The following is an 18369-nucleotide window of genomic DNA, read 5'->3' on the forward strand; positions in this document are numbered from 1 at the left end:
CGCAGGCCAGGCATTCGCCAAGTGGGGCAGGGAGATCACGAAAAACAGGCACAAAAAAACCCCGCTACCGAATGATACGCGGGGCAAAAAATTGGTTGGTTGCGGCCAACCAAAGGAGCTCTTGAAAATCGGTTACTTGGTCGCGACGGTCTCCGGTTGCCAGCCGCCACCCAGTGCCTTGTAGATAGCTACTATGCCGCGATACTGGTCGACTTCGGCTTGCGCCTGGCTGTCTTCGGCGGCCAGTCGTTCACGTTGGGCGTCGAGCAGCACGAGGAAGTCGGCGGTGCCTTCGCGGTAACGGATCTCGGCGAGGTCGGCAGCCTTGCGGCTCGATTCGCTTTGACGGATCAACGAGATCAGGCGTTGCTGACGCTTGCCGTAATCGCTGAAGGCGTTCTCCGACTCTTCCAGTGCCAGCAGCACTTGTTGCTCGTAATTGGCCAACGCGCCTTCGGCATCCGCATCGGCGCCGCGCAAACGGGCGCGAACGCTACCCAGGTCAAATGCCGCCCAGGTGATGCTCGGGCCAAGTGCCCAGGCGCTGGCGGCCGACGAGCCAATCTGCGAACCACGCCCGGCAGTCCAGCCGAGGAACCCACTGAGGCTGACCCGAGGAAACAGATCCGCTTTGGCCACGCCGATACGCGCAGTGGCGGAAGCCAATTGCCGCTCGGCGCTGAGGATATCCGGACGACGTTGCAGCAGTTCGCCCGGATCACCGATTGGCAGTGCCTTGGCAATTGCCGGCAAGTCTGTCGGGCTCAGATCGACAGTCAGTTTGTCCGGGCGCTCGCCCAATAGCGTGGCGATGCGGTTTTTCTGTCGAACCTGCTCCGCTTGCAGTTGCGGCACGCTGGCTTCGACCGAGGCCAGACGCGCATCGGCACGTTCCACGTCGAGTTGATCGCCGACGCCGGCGTCACGCAGGCTGATGGTGATCTTGCGCGACTCTTGCTGATTTTTCAGGTTGGCCAGTGCGATCTTCTCGCGCAGTTGCGCACCGCGCAGTTGACCGTAAGCGTCGACCAGTTCGGCAATCATGCTGACTTGCAGTTGGTACAGATCGGCTTCGGCAGCCTGCTGATCGGCATCGCTGGCTTCCAGATTGCGCTGGATGCGGCCGAACAAGTCCAGTTCCCAGGCCATGTCCAGCCCCAGGTCATAGCGTTCGCTATTCACCCTGTTGGTGGTCTGGCCGGGAATCTGACCTTTGGCCAGATCACTGCTGGCGCGACTGGTGATGGTCGGCATTACATCGTTGCTGGCATCGTCGCGGATTGCCCGGGCGGCTTTCCAGCGCGCGAATGCCACGCGCAGTTCACGGTTGCCTTGCAGCGATTGCGTCACCAACTGGTTAAGGGTCGGATCATCGAACTGCTGCCACCAGATGCCTTCGAACTTCGAACGGTCGTAGTTCTTCTGACCTGCGGCGCCGTCGGTGGCGGACGTGATGTGCGCCGCCTCCGTGGCTGGGGTCTTGTAGTCGGGGCCGACGGCGCAGGCACTGAGGGCCAACACCAGCAGACTCGGCAGGAAGACTTTCAGACTCATTGTTGCGCCTCCAGTTTCAAGGACTTGGCCGCTTTGCGGGCTTCACCGCGTTCGACAAAGTTACGAATCAGTACGTAAAACACTGGCGTCAGCAGCAGACCGAAGAAGGTCACCCCGAGCATCCCGGAGAACACCGCCACACCCATGGCGTGACGCATCTCGGCACCGGCACCGCTGGAGAACACCAGTGGCACCACACCCATGATGAACGCGAAGGAAGTCATCAGGATCGGCCGCAGACGCAGACGGCAAGCTTCAAGCACCGCAGCCAGCGGGTCCATGCCTTCTTCCTGTTTGTCCTTGGCAAACTCGACGATCAGAATCGCGTTCTTACACGCAAGTCCTACCAGTACGATCAATCCGATCTGGGTGAAGATGTTGTTGTCGCCTCCCGAGATGATCACGCCGGTGATGGCCGACAGCAGGGTCATCGGTACGATCAGGATCACCGCCAGTGGCAGGCTCCAGCTTTCGTATTGAGCAGCGAGTACCAGGAACGCCAGCAGTACGCAGAGCGGGAACACGAACAGTGCAGTGTTGCCGGACAGAATCTGCTGGTAGGTCAGGTCGGTCCATTCGTAGGTCATGCCGTTCGGAAGTTCTTCCTTGAGCAGTTTCTCGATGGCTTTTTCGGCCTGGCCAGAGCTGTAGCCGGGGGCTGCGGCACCGTTGATTTCAGCGGTGATGAAGCCGTTGTAGTGCATCACGCGATCCGGGCCCGAGGTGTCGCTGACCTTGATGAAGGTCGCCAACGGGATCATTTCGCCTTTGTTGTTACGCACTTTGAGCTGACCGATCTGATCCGATTCGAGGCGGAACTGTTGCTCGGCCTGAACGTTGACCTGATAAGTACGACCGAAGCGGTTGAAGTCGTTGGCATACAGCGAACCCAGGTAGATCTGCAGGGTGTCGAAGATGTCGCTGACAGCCACGCCGTGAGTCTTGGCTTTTTCCCGGTCGATGGCGGCATCGACCTGCGGCACGTTCACGGTGTAGCTGGTGAACAGTCCGGCCAATTCAGGCACGTTGTGGCTTTTGTTGATGATGTTCATGGTTTCTTTGTACAGCTCGTCGTAACCCAGGTTGCCCCGGTCTTCGATTTGCAGACGGAAACCGCCAATGGTGCCCAGGCCTTGTACCGGCGGCGGCGGGAAGATCGCCATGTAGGCTTCTTGAATCCCGGCGAACTGGCCGTTCAGGGCACCGGCGATTGCACCGGCGGACATGCTTGGATCTTTACGTTCGTCGAACGGTTTCAGGGTCACGAACACGATGCCGGCGTTCGGGCTGTTGGTGAAGCCGTTGATCGACAGACCGGGGAACGCTACAGCGCTTTCCACGCCTGGCTGTTTCAGTGCCAGGTCGGACATGCGCTTGATCACGTCTTCGGTGCGATCCAGGCTCGAGGCGTCCGGCAGTTGCGCGAAGGCCACCAGGTATTGCTTGTCCTGGCCGGGTACGAAACCGGTCGGGGTGTGCGCGAATCCGAAGAAGGTCAGCACCATCAGGCCTGCGTACAACAGCAAGGCGATGCCGCTGCTGCGGATAACCCGCGCCACGGTGCCGACGTAACCATGACTGGCACGTTCGAAGAAACGGTTGAACGGACGGAACAACCAGCCACCGAAGATCTTGTCCAGCACCTTGGAGAAACGATCCTTCGGTGCATCGTGACTGCGCAGCAGAACTGCTGCCAATGCAGGCGACAAGGTCAACGAGTTGAATGCCGAGATCACTGTGGAGATCGCAATGGTCAACGCGAACTGCTTATAGAACTGTCCAGTCAGGCCGGAGATGAAGGCCGCCGGGATAAACACCGCACACAGCACCAGTGCCGTGGCAACGATCGGACCGGTCACTTCACGCATGGCGCGCTTGGTGGCCTCGACCGGTGTCAGTCCGAGCTCGATGTTGCGCTCGACGTTCTCCACCACCACGATGGCGTCATCCACCACGATACCGATGGCCAGTACCAGACCGAACAGTGACAAAGCGTTGAGCGAGAAGCCGAACAGGTGCATCACCGCAAACGTACCGATCAACGATACCGGCACCGCCACCAACGGAATGATCGAGGCGCGCCAGGTTTGCAGGAACAGAATCACTACCAGAACTACAAGGATCAGCGCTTCGAACAGGGTATGAACCACCGCTTCGATCGAGCCACGCACGAAGATCGTCGGGTCATAGACGATGCTGTAATCCATGCCTTGCGGGAAGTTCTTCTTCAGCTCGTCCATTTTCGCGCGAACATCGTTGGAGATGTCGATGGCGTTGGAACCTGGGCGCTGGAAGATCGGAATGGCCACCGCCGGTTGGTTGTCGAGCAACGAACGCAGGGCATATTGGCTGGAGCCCAGTTCGATGCGAGCAATGTCTTTGAGGCGAGTGATTTCACCGTTGTCGCCTGCGCGAATGACGATGTTCTCGAACTCTTCCTCGCTGACCAGACGGCCCTGGGTGTTGACCGACAACTGGAAGCTTTGGGCACTCGGGGCAGGGGGCGCGCCGAGTTGGCCTGCAGCCACCTGACGGTTTTGCTCGCGAATCGCCGTGACCACATCGGTGGCGGTCAGATTACGCGAAGCGGTCTTGTTCGGATCGAGCCAGACGCGCAGCGAGTAATCGCCCATGCCGAACAGTTGCACATCACCCACACCACCCAGACGAGCCAGCTCATCCTTGATGTTGAGGATCGCGTAGTTGGACAGGTAGAGCATGTCGTAGCGCTTGTCCGGCGAGGTCAAGTGCACAACCATGGTCAGGTCGGGCGAAGCCTTGTCGACGGTAATACCGATGCGCGTCACTTCCTCGGGAAGTTTCGGCTCGGTCCGCGTCACGCGGTTTTGCACCTGTACCTGCGCGTTGTCCAGGTCAGTGCCCAGCGCGAAGGTGATGGTCAGGGTGATCTTGCCGTCAGCGGTGGACTGCGAGGACATGTACAGCATGTTCTCGACGCCGGTGATGGCTTGCTCCAGCGGAGCGGCCACGGTTTCACCGATGACTTTAGGGTTGGCGCCCGGGAAGTTGGCACGTACCACCACGGTTGGCGGCACGACTTCCGGGTATTCGCTGATCGGTAGCTGGAACAGCGAAATCGCACCGGCGATCAGGATCAGCAGCGACAGCACCGCTGCGAAGATCGGCCGCGAAATGAAGAATTGGGAAAAATTCATCGGAGTTGTTGTCCCTTAACCGCGTGGAGTCGCAGCAGCCAGTTTCACAACCGAACCCGGCGCGCCTTTGGCTGGCGCGACTTTAGGCAGGTTGCTGGCTTCCAGCGCTTGTCGTTGTTGAGCGAGTGCCGCGAGGGTCTGTTCGCTGGCCATCGGGATCACTTCAGGGGTGACCGGCGAGCCAGGACGTACCCGTTGCAGACCCTTGACGATGATCGTGTCGCCTTTGTTCAGGCCGCTACGCACAATGCGCAAACCTTCGATCTTCGGCCCGAGTTCGACCGGACGGTAGGCGGTGTTGTTGTCGCCATCCATCACCAGCACGAACTTCTTGCCGAGGTCCGTTCCGACGGCTTCGTCGTTGATCAGCATGGCGTTGTAGGTGCCGCTGCCGACCAGTTTCAGACGTGCATACAGACCCGGGGTGTAAGTGCCGTCGCTGTTGTCGAACACGGCGCGACCACGGATGGTGCCGGTTTTCGGGTTGACCTGGTTGTCGACGAAGTTCATCTGGCCCTGATGCGGGTTGCCGTCTTCATTCGACAGGCCCATGTACACCGGGGTCGTAGCGCCGCGCTGGCCCTGACGAGCGAGCTGGGTGTATTTGAGGAACACACGTTCATCGGCGTCGAAGTAGGCGTAGACCTTGTCGGTGGAAACCACGCTGGTCAGCGCGGTGGTATCGGCGGTGACCAGGTTGCCGGCGGTGATTTCGGCACGGCTGACGCGGCCGCTGATCGGCGACGTGACGCGGGTGAAACTCAGATTCAGTTTCGCCAGATCGAGTTGCGCTTGCAGCGCGCCTACCGCTGCACGGGATTCTTGTGCGGCGCTGGTGCGCGAGTCGGCGAGTTCGGCGGAGATGGCGTTGCTGGTGCGCAGACGTTCGCCGCGAACGGCTTCGTTTTCGCTGCGATTGGCATTGGCGCGGGCTTGAGCAACCAGGGCTTCGAGGCGGCGAACTTCGGCCTGGAACGGACGCGGATCAATCTGGAACAGCAAGTCGCCTTTCTTGACCAACGCACCTTCGGTGAAGGCGACATCATCGATCTGGCCGGAGACGCGAGGACGGATTTCGACGGTTTCCGGAGCTTCGAGGCGACCGGTGAATTCGTCCCACTCGTTGACCGGTTGTTCCAGCACCTTCGCTACGCTGACCTTGGCAGCGGGCGGGGCGGCGGCGGATTCCGGATTCTTGCCGCAGGCGCTCATCACCACGACGGCCAACAAGGCCAACGGGAAGCGCAAATGTTTGAGTGACTGTTCCATGGAATGCATCCGCCAAGTATTGAAGATGGGCGGATGATGATCGGCGGGCTGGAAGCAAACGAATCGAATGACACGAAGGTAACTATCATTCGGAATGATATAAGCGCCGGGAAAGCCCTCTAGCATGCGCCTTTCGTTAGGGGGCTATCAATCTGATTGATGACAATTCTGTATTCCCGACAGGTAATGTTCAGATTGAAATGAAACCAAGGTGCCGCAAACAAAGAGACGGCCATAGAGGCCGTCTCGATCAGCTAAATGCCGACGTGTATCAGTTGATGCCTTTACGGTTTGGACCAAAACGGTTCGGCCCCGGCTGGCTGTCTTGCGCCAGGAACACCAGGTTGACGATTGGCAGCAACAACCACCAGCCGCTGCGATCGGTGTCATGCATGCGGCGTGCGCCGACTGCAATGCTCGGCAGGAACATGGCCAGACTGTAAAGGTTGGAGATGATACCTTTGGTGCTCAGCAGTGCATCGATGACGCCGATGACTATTGCGATCCCGAGGTTGATCAGAATGAACATCCAGTATTCGCGGCGAGTGGCACGGCCCTGGAACACAGCGTAATTTTTCAACGCTTCCATGTATGGGTTACCCGTTGTAATCGCGGGGCCCTGTGCATAGGACTGTTGGATTACCTGAGTCGCACCGCACTGTGGGCAAGCTGCCGCTGTGCTGTGAATCTCTTTGGCGCAACCACGACAAAAAACCATGCTCATATTTTTTTCCCTAAAAATTAATCGATCGACAGCCCGATGAACACAAGCGCAGCAATGCCCGACAAGACAACGCCGGCGATTGCAAGATTGTGTCCAGGGAGTCTTTTATTGATGCTGAGAATGCCGCAGACGAGACCTGCGACAGCGAAAACGCTCAAACCAGCGAGCGTGTCACTGTCCCATTCGGAATCATCAAACAGGCTGAGTACGCAGAGAATGCCTAAAACCAACGAAACGATGGCCAGCCATGGCGACCCGGCTTGTTGGTGCGGCACGTTGGCCTGCTGGCCAGCCCCGCACTGGGGGCAGGTGGGCGCCGTTTCGTGAAGCTCCTTGGCACATGCACGACAATAGACCATTGCCATCGTTTTCCTTAACTTGAATGCGAATTGCCCGACCTTCCATAGGCCGAGGCGGCGGTAACTTAATCTTTATTACAAGATTTGTCATCAGGCACTTGGCCATTAGCGGTGTCTGGCGCTGAAATTAACGCTGCTGGCGCTGTCGGGGCTAAGGTTTGCGGGAGGTCTCGTCCTCTTCAACCTTCAGGCGCAACGTCAATCCTTGAAGCTGGCGGTTTTTCAGCATGCCCAATCGCCGGCCCTCGCGCTCCTTGCCGTTGGCGTCCAGTCCATGACATTGAAGTTCGCGCTTGGCGGGACTGCCGGGCTTTAGAGCCTCCCAATGACAACGCACTTGAAGTAGCTGCTCGTCAATCCGGGTGGACAGCTCTTCGTCCTCCTTGAGGTAAGTCTCTACGTCTAGCTCAACCGTGGAAATGTCGAAGTAGTTATCGTTGGCTTTGTCCGTCCCTTCGATCATGAACTCAATGCCACTGAGTGCCATAAAGCAGTCTTCGAGCGTATAACCGACCGGCACTTCGAACTCTGAAGTGAAAGGCGTCGCATGGAACGCGCTGCTGAATCTTTTCTTGTCAGGCTCCGGATCGCCCTTGTAGTCGTCAGGTAAAAAACACACGCCTGCGAACAATTCGCTGTACTGCGCGGTAACGGAGACCGTGTAGTTTGCGGGCAACTCGGTTTTCAATGTGAATTTGTTCGACATGATCGCGCAGCCGCTGCCAAGCAAGATAAAACTTGCCAGCAGCAGGGTCTGAAAGGAGCGGATCACGGATTTTGCATATGGCATTTGTAGCAAAGGGAACATCAGTACGTCCTTGTAACTTCAGGTAGGGCACCAGCAAAAAGACAAAGCCCCTGAATCGGGGCTTTGCTGTGGCATTCGACGAGTCGATTCAAAGGCTATTCGGACCCCGAAAACACTTTGACCTGGCTCTAAAGCGGTAAGTGTGTGAGAGGCGTTCAGAGTACGTCAAAAATGTGATCAGGTGGAGGGGCTCCTTCCAGGGTGAACGCGATCAGCCCTGATGCGAACTTTCAATGTGCCTGGAAAATCTTGCTAACCACAGTCCACTTGCCTTCGACTTTCAGTAGATGGAAGAAATCAGTGAAAGACATGCCTGACATGCCGTTAGCGTCGATGCGAGCGCTAGCCGCAGTGCCTACGATTTCGATGCGGACGATAGCGGCCTGGGCGTCAGGGGAGGGCCGGAAATCCTTATCGATTCCCTCGAACAGGGTTTGAATCGCGCCGCCTGTCAGCTTGCCATCGGCGCCGACGCTGTACATCGTCGCATGTTCGTTGAAAGCGGGCTTCATGATGCTGCTCTTGGCCTGCTTGCAACCCTCGATGTACTTGTCAAGCACCTCAGTGATCGCTTGATATTCTTCTACATACGTAGGTTTTCTCACTACTGCACTGGTGACTTGTTGCTCACTTGGCAGGTTATCTGCTTGAGCAATCGCGCCCAAACCAGAAATCAGGCCGACAAAAAACAAGCTCTTGATAGAGGCAATTTTCATGCGTTCACTCATAATTTGAGATTCAAGGTGCGACGTGGGTGTGGAAGATCTTGCTGACCACCGTCCACTTGCCATGCACTTTCAGAAGATGGAAAAAGTCGGTGAAGGAGATGCCGGACATGTCGTTAGCGTCGATGCGAGCGCTCGCCGCAGTACCGACGATCTCGATACGGACAATAGCTGCCGGTGCGTCCGGAGACGGGCGAAAGCCCTTGTCGATCCCCTCGAACAGAATTGGAATCGCGCCACCCTCCAGCTTGCCGTCGCCATTGACGCTATACATGGTCGCTTGTTCACTGAAAGCGGGCTGCATGATGCTGCTCTTGGCCTGCTTGCAGCCCTCAATGTATTTGTTCAGCACTTCAGTAATAGCTTGGTATTCCTGGACGTAAGTAGGCTTGGTCATGTTGTTGCTCCAGTGATCATTGATTGATTAATGCGAAACGCACTTCACGCTTTGGTATCAAGCCAGACGGATCCATAGCGTGTGTAGGCAGCAGGTATCTCAATGACTTCTTTCAGGTCATCTGCAGCGGTGCGAACCCAGAATGGATCTCGCAGCATTTGCCGACCCACGAACACCAGATCAGCTCGGCCGTTTTGCAAGATTTCTTCGGCCTGACGCCCACTCTGAATCACACCCACAGCACCTGTAGCAATATGCAATTCCTTACGCAGTAATTCAGCGGCCGGGACCTGGTAACCCGGGTAGGTCTGCACCTTGACCATCTTGATTCCGCCGGAGCTGCAGTCGATCAGGTCAACACCTTGCTCTTTCATCCAGCGACCATATTCAAGGAACGACTCAGGTGTGTTTCCGCCTTCGGCGTAATCGGAACTGGATATGCGAACGAACAGAGGGCGATCGCCCCAATGGGTTTTGACCTCCTCCAGCACTTCCCGCAGGAAACGATAGAGACGTTTGGCATCTCCGCCATATTCGTCGTCGCGGATATTCGCCAGCGGCGAAAGAAACTCACTCAGCAAGTAACCGTGCGCGGCATGGATCTCAAGTACGTCGAATCCGGCATCGCTGGCGCGCCGTGCGGCATCGCCGTAAAGCTTGACCAAACCCGGAATTTCATCCGCCGCGAGCTCGCGAGGCACCGGGCTGGTTTCCGTGAACGGAATCGCCGATGGCGCGATGTGGATCAGACCGGGCAGATCAGCATTGCGCCCCGCGTGGCCGATCTGGGCGCCGGCTTTTGCACCAAAACCGTGAAGCAGTTCAGTCAGCGCTTTCAAGCCGACAACGTGTTCATCGCTCCAGATACCGAGGTCACCGGCACCGATACGACCGTCAGCCTGGATAGCCAGCGTTTCGGGGAAAATCAGCGCCGCCTGACCCAGAGCGCGAGCACCGTAATGAACGCGGTGCCAGTCAGTGACGAAGCCATCATCCGCTGCCATGTGCATACACATAGGCGACATGACGACGCGGTTTTTCAGTTTAAGGCCTTTGATTTCATGGGGGGACAGCAGCAAGCTCATCTAGCGGATTCCATAGTGGCAGGTATGGAATTCATGCTAGCGTGCACAGCACTTTCGTGTAAGTACGCACAATTTTGTGCTGTAGGCACACTTTTTATACCAAGGTGATTAAAGTGAAAAAATGCAATCCTCAGGATGAGATGGAGGCCTTCGCTTGCCCCGTCGCGTTTACCGTCGATGTCATTGGGGGGAAATGGAAATCGCTCATACTGTTTCATCTGATGTCAGGGACGAAGCGCTTCAACGAGCTGCGTCGCCTGATACCAGACATCACGCAGAGGATGCTGACCCTCCAGCTGAGGGAACTGGAGACTGATGGAGTTATTCATCGCGAAATCTATCGCGAGGTCCCGCCCAAAGTAGAGTATTCGCTCACACCACTGGGTAACTCTCTCGCGCCTCTGGTGAGTGCCATGCGAGAGTGGGGAGCTGTGCACGAGCGCACGATCCTCGAACTGCGACGATCTGCGGTCGATGAGGGTAAGTTCGAATCTCTAGCTTAAGTTTGTAGCGCAGCGCGACGCTGCAGGTCGATAAAGTGTGGCGATCAAGTGGTCTGGAATCGACGATCCCCACGGCCTGTGAAAGGCAGGCATGATCAAGATGAACAGCCTGCCGACGACGGTTAGAGGCTATCCGGATCTCCGAAGAACATTTTGACTTGGCTCTAGGGCGGTGTTTTCAGGCGGAAAAAATTCAAATGTGCCCCCAGTTTTGCCCCCAGTAGTGCGGGATATGCGGGCGATCGAGATTGGCGATCTCTGAGGCGGAGCAGGGTGGTCGTCGATGGCTTTCAATGTACATCAGACTCGGCTTGCACGGGGGATGCCTGGATGATTGGTCGCCTAGGGCAGGGCACCAAGCGCCTGGTAGGACACCAAATCACATTCGGTGTCCGATGTGTCATAGCTCAACGACAGATATTACGGCTAGCTGCTTACGCTGCTAGCCGTAATATCTGTGTTGGGAGAAGTCTATTGATAAAGGAGCTGCCTGTGTACTCGCCCCTATAGTTGAAGTTAATGCTACTCCCAGCCGAGACCAGGCGTGCGCCGCAACGAATGCTAGCGTCCGCCTCGTAGATCTAGGCGGTCTAGCTCCTCAAGAGTTTGGACAACGACCTCGACAAGTTCCCCGTCAAAGTCATCGCGGTCTGCCTCCTCATGAGTGCCTTTGTTCAGGTAGGTCCAGACAAGATTATTGACTGGAATACCCAAAATGCGGCCATACGCAGCAAGAAGTGGCTCTCTGTTCGCATGGTGGAAGGTCTGGGCATCTCCCAATTTCTTGACCAACGCTTCGCATAGATTTCTCAACGCAGGCTCGGCACCGACGCCAGCCAACATGAGATTCAACACGCCTTGGCCATGACTTCCAAGCCACCGCCAAACTTTCTCGCTCAGCATCTCCAAGGCTTGGCGAGAAGCAGCGAGCGCATCTCGGTCGTTGAGCGCTTCCCTTGCTGCCCTGGCCTTGGCAATGTAATTCGCGCTCGGTACGTTGCCGGTAACTCTCGGTTGATAGTTGCCATCGTGATGTCGGAACAGGTAGACCTGGCACGCATTTCTGCGATGGGCAGGAAGGTGTTGTTGGATGTCTTTAATGAACTCGTTGCTGTGACAGGTGACGATTAGTTGGATTTGAGCGAAGTGGTCGCCCTCAAAGATCGCCTCTCGGATTCCGCCTCGATGGTCATGGTCGATGGCATTGATGGCATCGTCGAAAACGATAACTGGGCAGCCGATGCTCTTCGCTTTGGTCATCAAAATGGCAAGGCCGAGACAGCGTATATGCCCCTCGCTCAGAACGTGGAGCGCATCGACGCGGGCCCCAGGATTTCCCCGGAAGCTGATTTCGATCTTTTCTTCGCCAGTCAAAGGCAGATGCAGCGCTGATAGCTTGTCCTCGTCGCGATCATTGCGATTGAATGCGTTATAGAGGTCTCTGGCAGCGTCATTCAGCCCAGCCATTAGCTGACCAGGGAGTTGACCTCTATAAGATCTAAGTACTTCGAGAAATCTGTCGTAGGCGGTCTTGTACGGCCTGTCGCGGGCGATATCTAGTCTCTCCTGCTCCGCTTGTGCGATCAACCCAGCATTTGTTTCGTCGAATGCTTTGATGCGGTTACGTGCTGCTTCGATATCCGCTTGCAGTTGTTGCCGCCTGAGATCTTGCGCTTGCACCTTTAGCTGGAATTCGTTGAGTCGCCGACGTTCATCGATGTGCGGTTGTCGATCTCGCTGAGCCGTCCTTGACGCCTCGTCTTGCGCGGTCATGCGGTCTACTACGCCGAGGATCTCATCCACCGAAGGCAATCCGCGCTGGCCTGTGGGGGGCTGGGGATAGATATCTGTCCACCAACGACCGACAGGCTCCGCGGGGAGCTGCAGAGCCCATCGACCGACTACTGATTCCTCTTCTTGGTGAGCAGTTATGAACGCGCTGAGGGGGGAGAACATCTGCCGCAACGCGCGAGATGCTTGGCCAAGTTTTACCTCAATGGTCTGCTGTTGCTCTTGAAGGGCACCCAGCTCTTCAAGCTGCTGCAAGCCGTCGACTGCCTTCTTAAACGGATCTGCGGCAACATGAGCGTCACCGTTCAATGGTGTGTCGCAAGCGGGGCAGCGGTCTCCAACAGTCTGCTGCAAGGCGAGAACAGAGTTGTACAGTGCCTTGAAGGACACTTGGTCGCTCTTGGCCCGAAGAGAGTCGATAACCGCATCAAGCTCCTGGGAGCACTGGTGTGCCTCTGCGAAAGCATTCTGGAGACCTTGTCGTGTGACACCAAGAACACTCGGTGGAACCGCTTCCAGGATGTCATCAAGCTCTTGGAGACGTCCCGGAGATTCCCCTGTACCAATCAAGCCCTTCAGGGTTTGATAAGTGAGTTCAACTGCGTACTCCTTGGCTAGAGAGGATTCCTCTTCGTCCAGCAGTTGCTGGGAGGCAGCTTCTCCATTAACGGTTGCTTGGTCTGCCTTCAGCGCGTTCCGGCGCATCGTCAAGGTGGTTTGTAGTTCTGCGACCAGAACAAGCTGTCCGTCAATGGTCTCGTTGAAGTGGCCTACGAATTCATTGAACTGGTCCATACCAAAGAGTGTGGCAATCAGTTCGGCTCGCTGAGCATTAGGCCGGGCAGCGATTCTTGAGAATGCGTCGATTCGGTTTTTTTCTATAAAACAGAAGCGGTAGGCGTCGAGATTTGCAGCAACGTCGACCTCGCGTCCTTGTTGATCCGTAGCCTTCAGAACTGGCGGATCGAATCGTCTGTCGTGGACATTTGCCAGATACGTCCTTGCCGCAATACGTTTGTTACCGGCCTCTTCGACATCCCCAAGAAGGGCATATTCCAATCCTTCGCAAAGGCTGGTTTTCCCGCTGCCATTGGGGCCGTAGAAAAGGATGATCTGCTTTGTTAGCTCGAAAGGCTCAGGTGCTCGGAATCCCCTAAATGGACCGAGCGTCAGGTGACGCAACCTAACCCATGGCCAGACGCCTGCGTTTGCTTCAGCGACGTCGGCTGGAGGCGCCTCAACCGTACCATCAAGCTCCGCCGCATTAGGTCTACTAGAAAGGTGGAGCGCTGGCTTCGTTGTCGTGAGGTTCCCGCCAATTCGTCAAAGTTAGCAAGGGCCAAAGTAGCCAGGCGGCGCACGCAGCCGGGAACTTGCCTATCTGGCTGGTAAATCCAGTGCACGAAGCGTTCAAAATCCTGTCTTGCCGATGCCATGCCCCCTCCCTTTGATTAGCGGTATCTGTAGCTAGCGTACCGTATGGGTCGTAGGGCTCACCAGGAGCACCTGAGTAGATATTCAGCCTTGGCTGTAAGCAGGCCCGTATCCTAGGTGATCTTTACGTTTTCATATTCTCGCTTATTCTGAAACACAATTAATGTGTTTTTGAATTTTGGAGGGTGGCATGGTCAAGTATCCCGAGTTCGCAGCGCTCATTGTTACCCTCAGAAGCGCTAAGGGGTGGAAGCAAAAGGAGTTTTCTACCAGTGCAGGCCTCACTCAGCAGACGGTTAGTCGCTGGGAGAAGGGTGCGTCCCGTCCGAGGGCGGAAGAGCTGCCTCGCCTCGCTGCTCTTCTAGAGGCGGAGTTGAGCGTTATGGCTGCCGCTGCTGGATATGTACAGCCTGCTCCAGTCAGCAGTCAGCCTGAAGGTGCGCCGACCTATGACGTTCCGCTTCCAGTGCATTCTTTGCGACCTGACAGCTTCGAAAACTTTAGTGCTGATTTTCTTCACCGGTACTACCGTAGTCGTGCCGGTGTAGTAAATCGCTTTGGTGGTAATGGCAGCAAACAATACGGTATCGATATTGAGGTGCGTGGGAGCACTTTCGTGCATACATTTCAATGCAAGCGTGTAGAAGAATTTGGGGCGCAAAAAGTCCACGATGCTGTGGCCGAACACACCTATGTGTCAGATCTCAAGGTGCTGTTGCTTTCCAATATCGCAAGTCCTAAAGCCCGCCAGGCAATTGCTCAGTATGATGGGTGGGAGCTGTGGGATCGGATAGATATCTCAGCAAAATTCCGTGAGCTATCAATGGTTGATCGAAGGGATTTGGTCGACATTTATTTTCGAGGGCAACGCCAGGCACTTCTTGGTGAGCCGGAGTCGGGGCCATTTCAGAGGGTCGAAGAGTTCTTTAAGGGTTTCACGGATAATAGTCGCTTCTTTAATCATGCCTGGACTTTAGTAGGCAGGGAGGAAGAGTTAGAAAGGCTGGCTGCAGATGTTCTCGATGACAATCTCCTGGTTACGATGCTTCTGGGGGCTCCGGGGAACGGGAAGACTCGACTTCTACGAGAGGTTGTTGAGAGGGTGCGAGGGGCGCGGCCGGATATATGTATTCTTTTTGTTTCTCCGACGGAAGATGTCAAGGCACAACATTTAGACGAGTTGGGGGGCGATGCGAAGCTATTAATTATCGACGATGCCCATGATCGTGATGATCTTGCCCAGTTGATGCGGTATGCGTCAGTGGCAGAGAACAGGGCAAGGTTGTTGATTTCATTGCGGCCATACGGTCGAGCTATGGTTCGTAATCAAGCCTCACTTGTAGCTATGGATAGCCCTCAGGTAGCGAGTGTGGAGTTGAGGCCGCGTACTAAGCAGGATGCAAAGATCCTTGCTTTGCAGGTATTGCAAGCCTCGGGCGGACCGATCGAGGCGGCAGATATCATTACGGAACTGACATACCCCACGCCACTTGTGACCGTGCTAGCTGCTCAGATAGTCGCCAAGGAGAATGTAGCGCCGGCGTTGATTGGCAACAGCGAGAACTTTCAGGAGCATGTGCTTGCCAGGCTGGAAGATATTATTGCTGGCAAAATTGTGACTGGGCAGGACGTACCCAAGCTTCAAGCCGTTCTTCAGATGGTCGCATTGCTGCAGCCTGTGGTGTTCGATGATCCGGCTTTCCTCCGGATCTTGCAGGAGGTTGAGGGGCTGGGGCATGAGGATGCTCAGCGCCTGCTTCGTCTCCTCGGTGAGGGGGGAGTTCTCTTTAAGCGCGGTCTTCGTCACCGGCTGGCTCCGGACCTGCTGGCTGACTCCGTCATCCAGCGCAACTTTATTGGTATTGATGGATCCGTAACCCCCAAAGTTGAGCGTGTTTTCGAGCTCGCTGACTCTGAGTACCTGAAATATCTATTAGTCAACCTAGGGCGTCTTGACTGGCGTTTGCGGAATGGTGATCCAGAGGGCAGCACATTGCTATCCAGTATTGGACGAAAGCTCCAATGGCACGGGGAGTACCATAATCCGCACGTTCATGCCGTCGAGGCCGTGGCTTACTATCAGCCGCGGCTGGCACTCAACTTCGCTGAGCGGCTTATAGAGGAAGGTCATGGGGATGACGGCGGCGTATGCGGGATGATTCGCAACGCTGTCTTCAACCCGGAAGTTTTGGAAGAAGGGTGTGTGTTGCTATGGCGGGCGGGGCGAGGAGACACCCGTGCGTTGAACTCGCATCCGAACCACGGAATACGAATTCTGAGAGAGCTTGCTGAGTTCTCACCTAACAAGCCAGTGGCTTATGTGGAGCAAGTGGTAGCTTTTGCTACTGAACTGCTGGAGCGCCCTGTGGACTTGTCCGGGACTTACACACCTTTCACTATATTAGAAGGGGCGTTAGGTACTGAGATGGAGGAGGTCACTTCGAGTAATCGGAGTTTTACAATTACTCGATACAAGCTGGATTTTGAGCTTGCCAAGAGCGTACGGGCGAGAGTGATCGATGTCATGGTCAGCTCCCTAGAGCAAGGCCCACACCGGAAGGCATTTCTTGCTTCCAGTTTGCTTTCTGAGGCGCTTCGCGGCCCTATGCATGGCGGCGAAGATCTTGAAACGTGGGACTTTGCTCACGCTGAATTACTTCAGCGCGTGCGTCTTGTGCTCGAAAATGCTCCGGTTCATCCGGCTGTTCTGGTTCAAACAGCGATATCCGTCAGTTGGCATGCTTTCTATAACGAGAATCAAGCATGCCGTTCTAGTGCGCGAGCTGTAATTGGGCTGTTGGGTCGTGACCTGCCGAGTCGACTGGTAAGGCTCATTGGTGACGCGTGGGGGCATCAGACGTGGGATAGTGGCGAGTCTTTCGAGTACAAGGCCCACGAAGCTGAGACTCTCGCTTTGATAGCGGATCTTACGGCCGAGTTTCCCGATGCTCTGGATCTGTACGAGTTCTTGGATCATTGGCTCAGTGAGATTGGTCACGTCGCAGGTAACGGGTGGGGGAGTTCGTATGTTTTTGTGAATCGCTTGCTTCAGGGGCGTGCAGATCTTGCTCAAGCGATCATGGCCAGACAGTCGAGCTCCCAGTCGCCCTTGAATTACTTTTCAGGGGCTGCTCTGGGCGTCCTCATAGCAGATCAGAACCGTCACGGTCTTATCGCTGATTTGTTAGGGGCTGATTCGGCGTGTGCTTGGGAAATGGTTTCGGATGCATATGCACGTCAGGCCGATGGATTCTTCACTGATGCTGATTTGCCGGTTTTGCGACGCATTTTTCAGTCGAATGACCCTTCTGTTTTACGCAACTCTGCATCTATCGCGCGCCAGATTGCCAAGGGTAAACCAGCGCTAGCGGTAGAGATGATCTGTACCGCCGATATGGTTGTCTCTCCTCAGGCTACCCATGATTTTTTCATGCTCTTGGCGAGCCGTAGCATCCTCCCCGCGGGAAGTATCAGTTTTGACCAATGGCGAATTCTTTTGAGAGCGCTAGAGCGGATGACTGAGCTTGATGATCATTGGGTGGTCGAGTTTCTCAAGCAAGCTGTTGAGGTGGTTCCCGCAGACGTGGTTCAGATGATGAAGGGTAGATTGCAAGCTGTTGGTCGTTGCTTGGGGTATAGATCAATGCGCAGGGATCGTAGTGGTGCAGGGCTTGGTCTTCTAGCGCATCGTGATGGGCATCGCCTATTGCAAGAACTTCTTACCTGGGCCGTGGATGGTCAGGTGGGTGAGAAGCTGACTATAGATATAGGTGCGTGTGTTTCGGGTCTTTGCGGTAAGTATGAGCAGCAGGTGCTCGATTTGCTGCTGTTGCTAATTAAAGGCGGTGGCCAGGCGCACGTAAATGTTGTGGCAAGCGCATTACGAAGTGCGTACCAATCGTTCGTGATTCAGGAGACGTCCTTTGTTCGAGAGCTATTGAGTCAGGCGGAGCTTATTAGCGAGAAGGCCGTAAGAGATATCTCCTCAGCTTTATGGTCATCCGCCGTATCTGGCGGAAGATCTGGACTGGCTGGAGAGCCCTTTAGTGAGGATTTGGCACTTAGGGAGCATGCAGAAAAGACCCTCAAAGGTATGAGCAGGATGGACCCAGCGTATAGGCTGTACGGGGAACTGCTTCAGCACGCCAAGGACAACATAGATCGGCAGGCAGACGAAAAGCGCGCGATGGAGCTGGAGGACGAGTAATGGCGATACATCTGGGATGCCTCAAGTGAGCCAACTAGGCGAAGGCTCCTCGCTCTCTGTATCCTTTTCGTTGATCGACCATGTTGTCGCTAGCGTCCTCGCCTTGCAAATTGCTCCATAGCGCCCGCCAGCAAAGCTGCGCGCGAATGACGGTGAAACAGACGGTAAAGGCACGTATCGATCACTGCCAATCCCTTAAGTACGCGGGCTTAGGCGAGTTGTTGATGATTGAGTGGGCGACGTCAATGCTATCCAGGCCCAGCCCTCCAACTATGGTGTATTGCCCCTGGTCCATGGTTCTCACCAAAAACTGTACATCTGCCTCGTTGAGTTGACC

12 protein-coding genes are annotated in these 18369 nt (G+C 55.7%); 2 read left to right on the top strand and 10 right to left on the bottom strand.

The window, feature by feature from the left end; all coding sequences use genetic code 11:
* Positions 1-132: 132 nt before the first annotated feature.
* The 9 genes from ACOI8A_RS22290 to namA all read right to left on the bottom strand — a co-directional run bounded on the left by ACOI8A_RS22290 (position 133) and on the right by namA (position 10097).
* Positions 133-1554 (bottom strand): efflux transporter outer membrane subunit, encoded by a 1422-nt coding sequence (locus ACOI8A_RS22290; RefSeq protein ID WP_420649790.1) that lies wholly within the window; start codon positions 1552-1554, stop codon positions 133-135.
* Positions 1551-4730: an efflux RND transporter permease subunit gene (locus ACOI8A_RS22295; RefSeq protein WP_420649789.1), complete on the bottom strand. Its 3180-nt coding sequence runs from the start codon at positions 4728-4730 to the stop codon at positions 1551-1553. Before ACOI8A_RS22295 ends, ACOI8A_RS22290 begins: the two co-directional genes overlap by 4 nt.
* Before the next feature lie 15 nt (positions 4731-4745).
* On the bottom strand, positions 4746-5999 hold the full coding sequence (mexE, locus tag ACOI8A_RS22300) for a multidrug efflux RND transporter periplasmic adaptor subunit MexE (RefSeq protein ID WP_420649788.1): 1254 nt from the start codon (positions 5997-5999) through the stop codon (positions 4746-4748).
* A 271-nt stretch (positions 6000-6270) separates the two neighbouring features.
* A complete protein-coding gene (locus tag ACOI8A_RS22305; protein WP_420649787.1) occupies positions 6271-6723 on the bottom strand; it encodes a DUF805 domain-containing protein in 453 nt (150 codons plus the stop codon).
* 17 nt (positions 6724-6740) lie between these two features.
* Positions 6741-7088 carry a DUF4190 domain-containing protein gene (locus ACOI8A_RS22310; RefSeq protein ID WP_420649786.1) on the bottom strand — a complete coding sequence of 116 codons (348 nt, stop codon included), beginning with the start codon at positions 7086-7088 and terminating at the stop codon, positions 6741-6743.
* Positions 7089-7233: 145 nt separating this feature from the next.
* Positions 7234-7890: a hypothetical protein gene (locus ACOI8A_RS22315; protein ID WP_420649785.1), complete on the bottom strand. Its 657-nt coding sequence runs from the start codon at positions 7888-7890 to the stop codon at positions 7234-7236.
* Positions 7891-8120: 230 nt separating this feature from the next.
* Positions 8121-8495 carry a nuclear transport factor 2 family protein gene (locus ACOI8A_RS22320; RefSeq protein WP_420649954.1) on the bottom strand — a complete coding sequence of 125 codons (375 nt, stop codon included), beginning with the start codon at positions 8493-8495 and terminating at the stop codon, positions 8121-8123.
* A gap of 133 nt (positions 8496-8628) precedes the next feature.
* Complete coding sequence (locus ACOI8A_RS22325; protein WP_420649784.1) at positions 8629-9012, bottom strand: nuclear transport factor 2 family protein; 384 nt, start codon at positions 9010-9012, stop codon at positions 8629-8631.
* Between the two features lie 44 nt (positions 9013-9056).
* Entirely contained in the window at positions 9057-10097 is a 1041-nt protein-coding gene (namA, locus tag ACOI8A_RS22330) for an NADPH dehydrogenase NamA (protein WP_420649783.1), read from the bottom strand.
* A 113-nt stretch (positions 10098-10210) separates the two neighbouring features.
* Here namA and ACOI8A_RS22335 point away from each other — a divergent pair, with 113 nt between their 5' ends.
* Positions 10211-10600 (top strand): winged helix-turn-helix transcriptional regulator, encoded by a 390-nt coding sequence (locus tag ACOI8A_RS22335; RefSeq protein WP_420649782.1) that lies wholly within the window; start codon positions 10211-10213, stop codon positions 10598-10600.
* 561 nt (positions 10601-11161) lie between these two features.
* Here the strand turns inward: ACOI8A_RS22335 and ACOI8A_RS22340 are convergent.
* Positions 11162-13573 carry an AAA family ATPase gene (locus tag ACOI8A_RS22340; protein WP_420657814.1) on the bottom strand — a complete coding sequence of 804 codons (2412 nt, stop codon included), beginning with the start codon at positions 13571-13573 and terminating at the stop codon, positions 11162-11164.
* Positions 13574-14015: 442 nt separating this feature from the next.
* Here ACOI8A_RS22340 and ACOI8A_RS22345 point away from each other — a divergent pair, with 442 nt between their 5' ends.
* Positions 14016-18032: a helix-turn-helix domain-containing protein gene (locus tag ACOI8A_RS22345; protein WP_420657815.1), complete on the top strand. Its 4017-nt coding sequence runs from the start codon at positions 14016-14018 to the stop codon at positions 18030-18032.
* The last annotated feature ends 337 nt before the right edge of the window (positions 18033-18369 follow it).

This window comes from Pseudomonas sp. P4795 (genome assembly GCF_048822895.1).
In the GTDB taxonomy this organism is placed as follows: domain Bacteria; phylum Pseudomonadota; class Gammaproteobacteria; order Pseudomonadales; family Pseudomonadaceae; genus Aquipseudomonas.

What these genes read in the sequence shown, in the direction of transcription:
- mexE (WP_420649788.1), bottom strand. Translation starts at nt 5,999, where the DNA reads ATGGAACAGTCACTCAAACATTTGCGCTTCCCGTTGGCCTTGTTGGCC.
- namA (WP_420649783.1), bottom strand. Translation starts at nt 10,097, where the DNA reads ATGAGCTTGCTGCTGTCCCCCCATGAAATCAAAGGCCTTAAACTGAAA.
- ACOI8A_RS22310 (WP_420649786.1), bottom strand. Translation starts at nt 7,088, where the DNA reads ATGGCAATGGTCTATTGTCGTGCATGTGCCAAGGAGCTTCACGAAACG.
- ACOI8A_RS22325 (WP_420649784.1), bottom strand. Translation starts at nt 9,012, where the DNA reads ATGACCAAGCCTACTTACGTCCAGGAATACCAAGCTATTACTGAAGTG.
- ACOI8A_RS22305 (WP_420649787.1), bottom strand. Translation starts at nt 6,723, where the DNA reads ATGAGCATGGTTTTTTGTCGTGGTTGCGCCAAAGAGATTCACAGCACA.
- ACOI8A_RS22295 (WP_420649789.1), bottom strand. Translation starts at nt 4,730, where the DNA reads ATGAATTTTTCCCAATTCTTCATTTCGCGGCCGATCTTCGCAGCGGTG.
- ACOI8A_RS22315 (WP_420649785.1), bottom strand. Translation starts at nt 7,890, where the DNA reads ATGTTCCCTTTGCTACAAATGCCATATGCAAAATCCGTGATCCGCTCC.
- ACOI8A_RS22290 (WP_420649790.1), bottom strand. Translation starts at nt 1,554, where the DNA reads ATGAGTCTGAAAGTCTTCCTGCCGAGTCTGCTGGTGTTGGCCCTCAGT.
- ACOI8A_RS22345 (WP_420657815.1), top strand. Translation starts at nt 14,016, where the DNA reads ATGGTCAAGTATCCCGAGTTCGCAGCGCTCATTGTTACCCTCAGAAGC.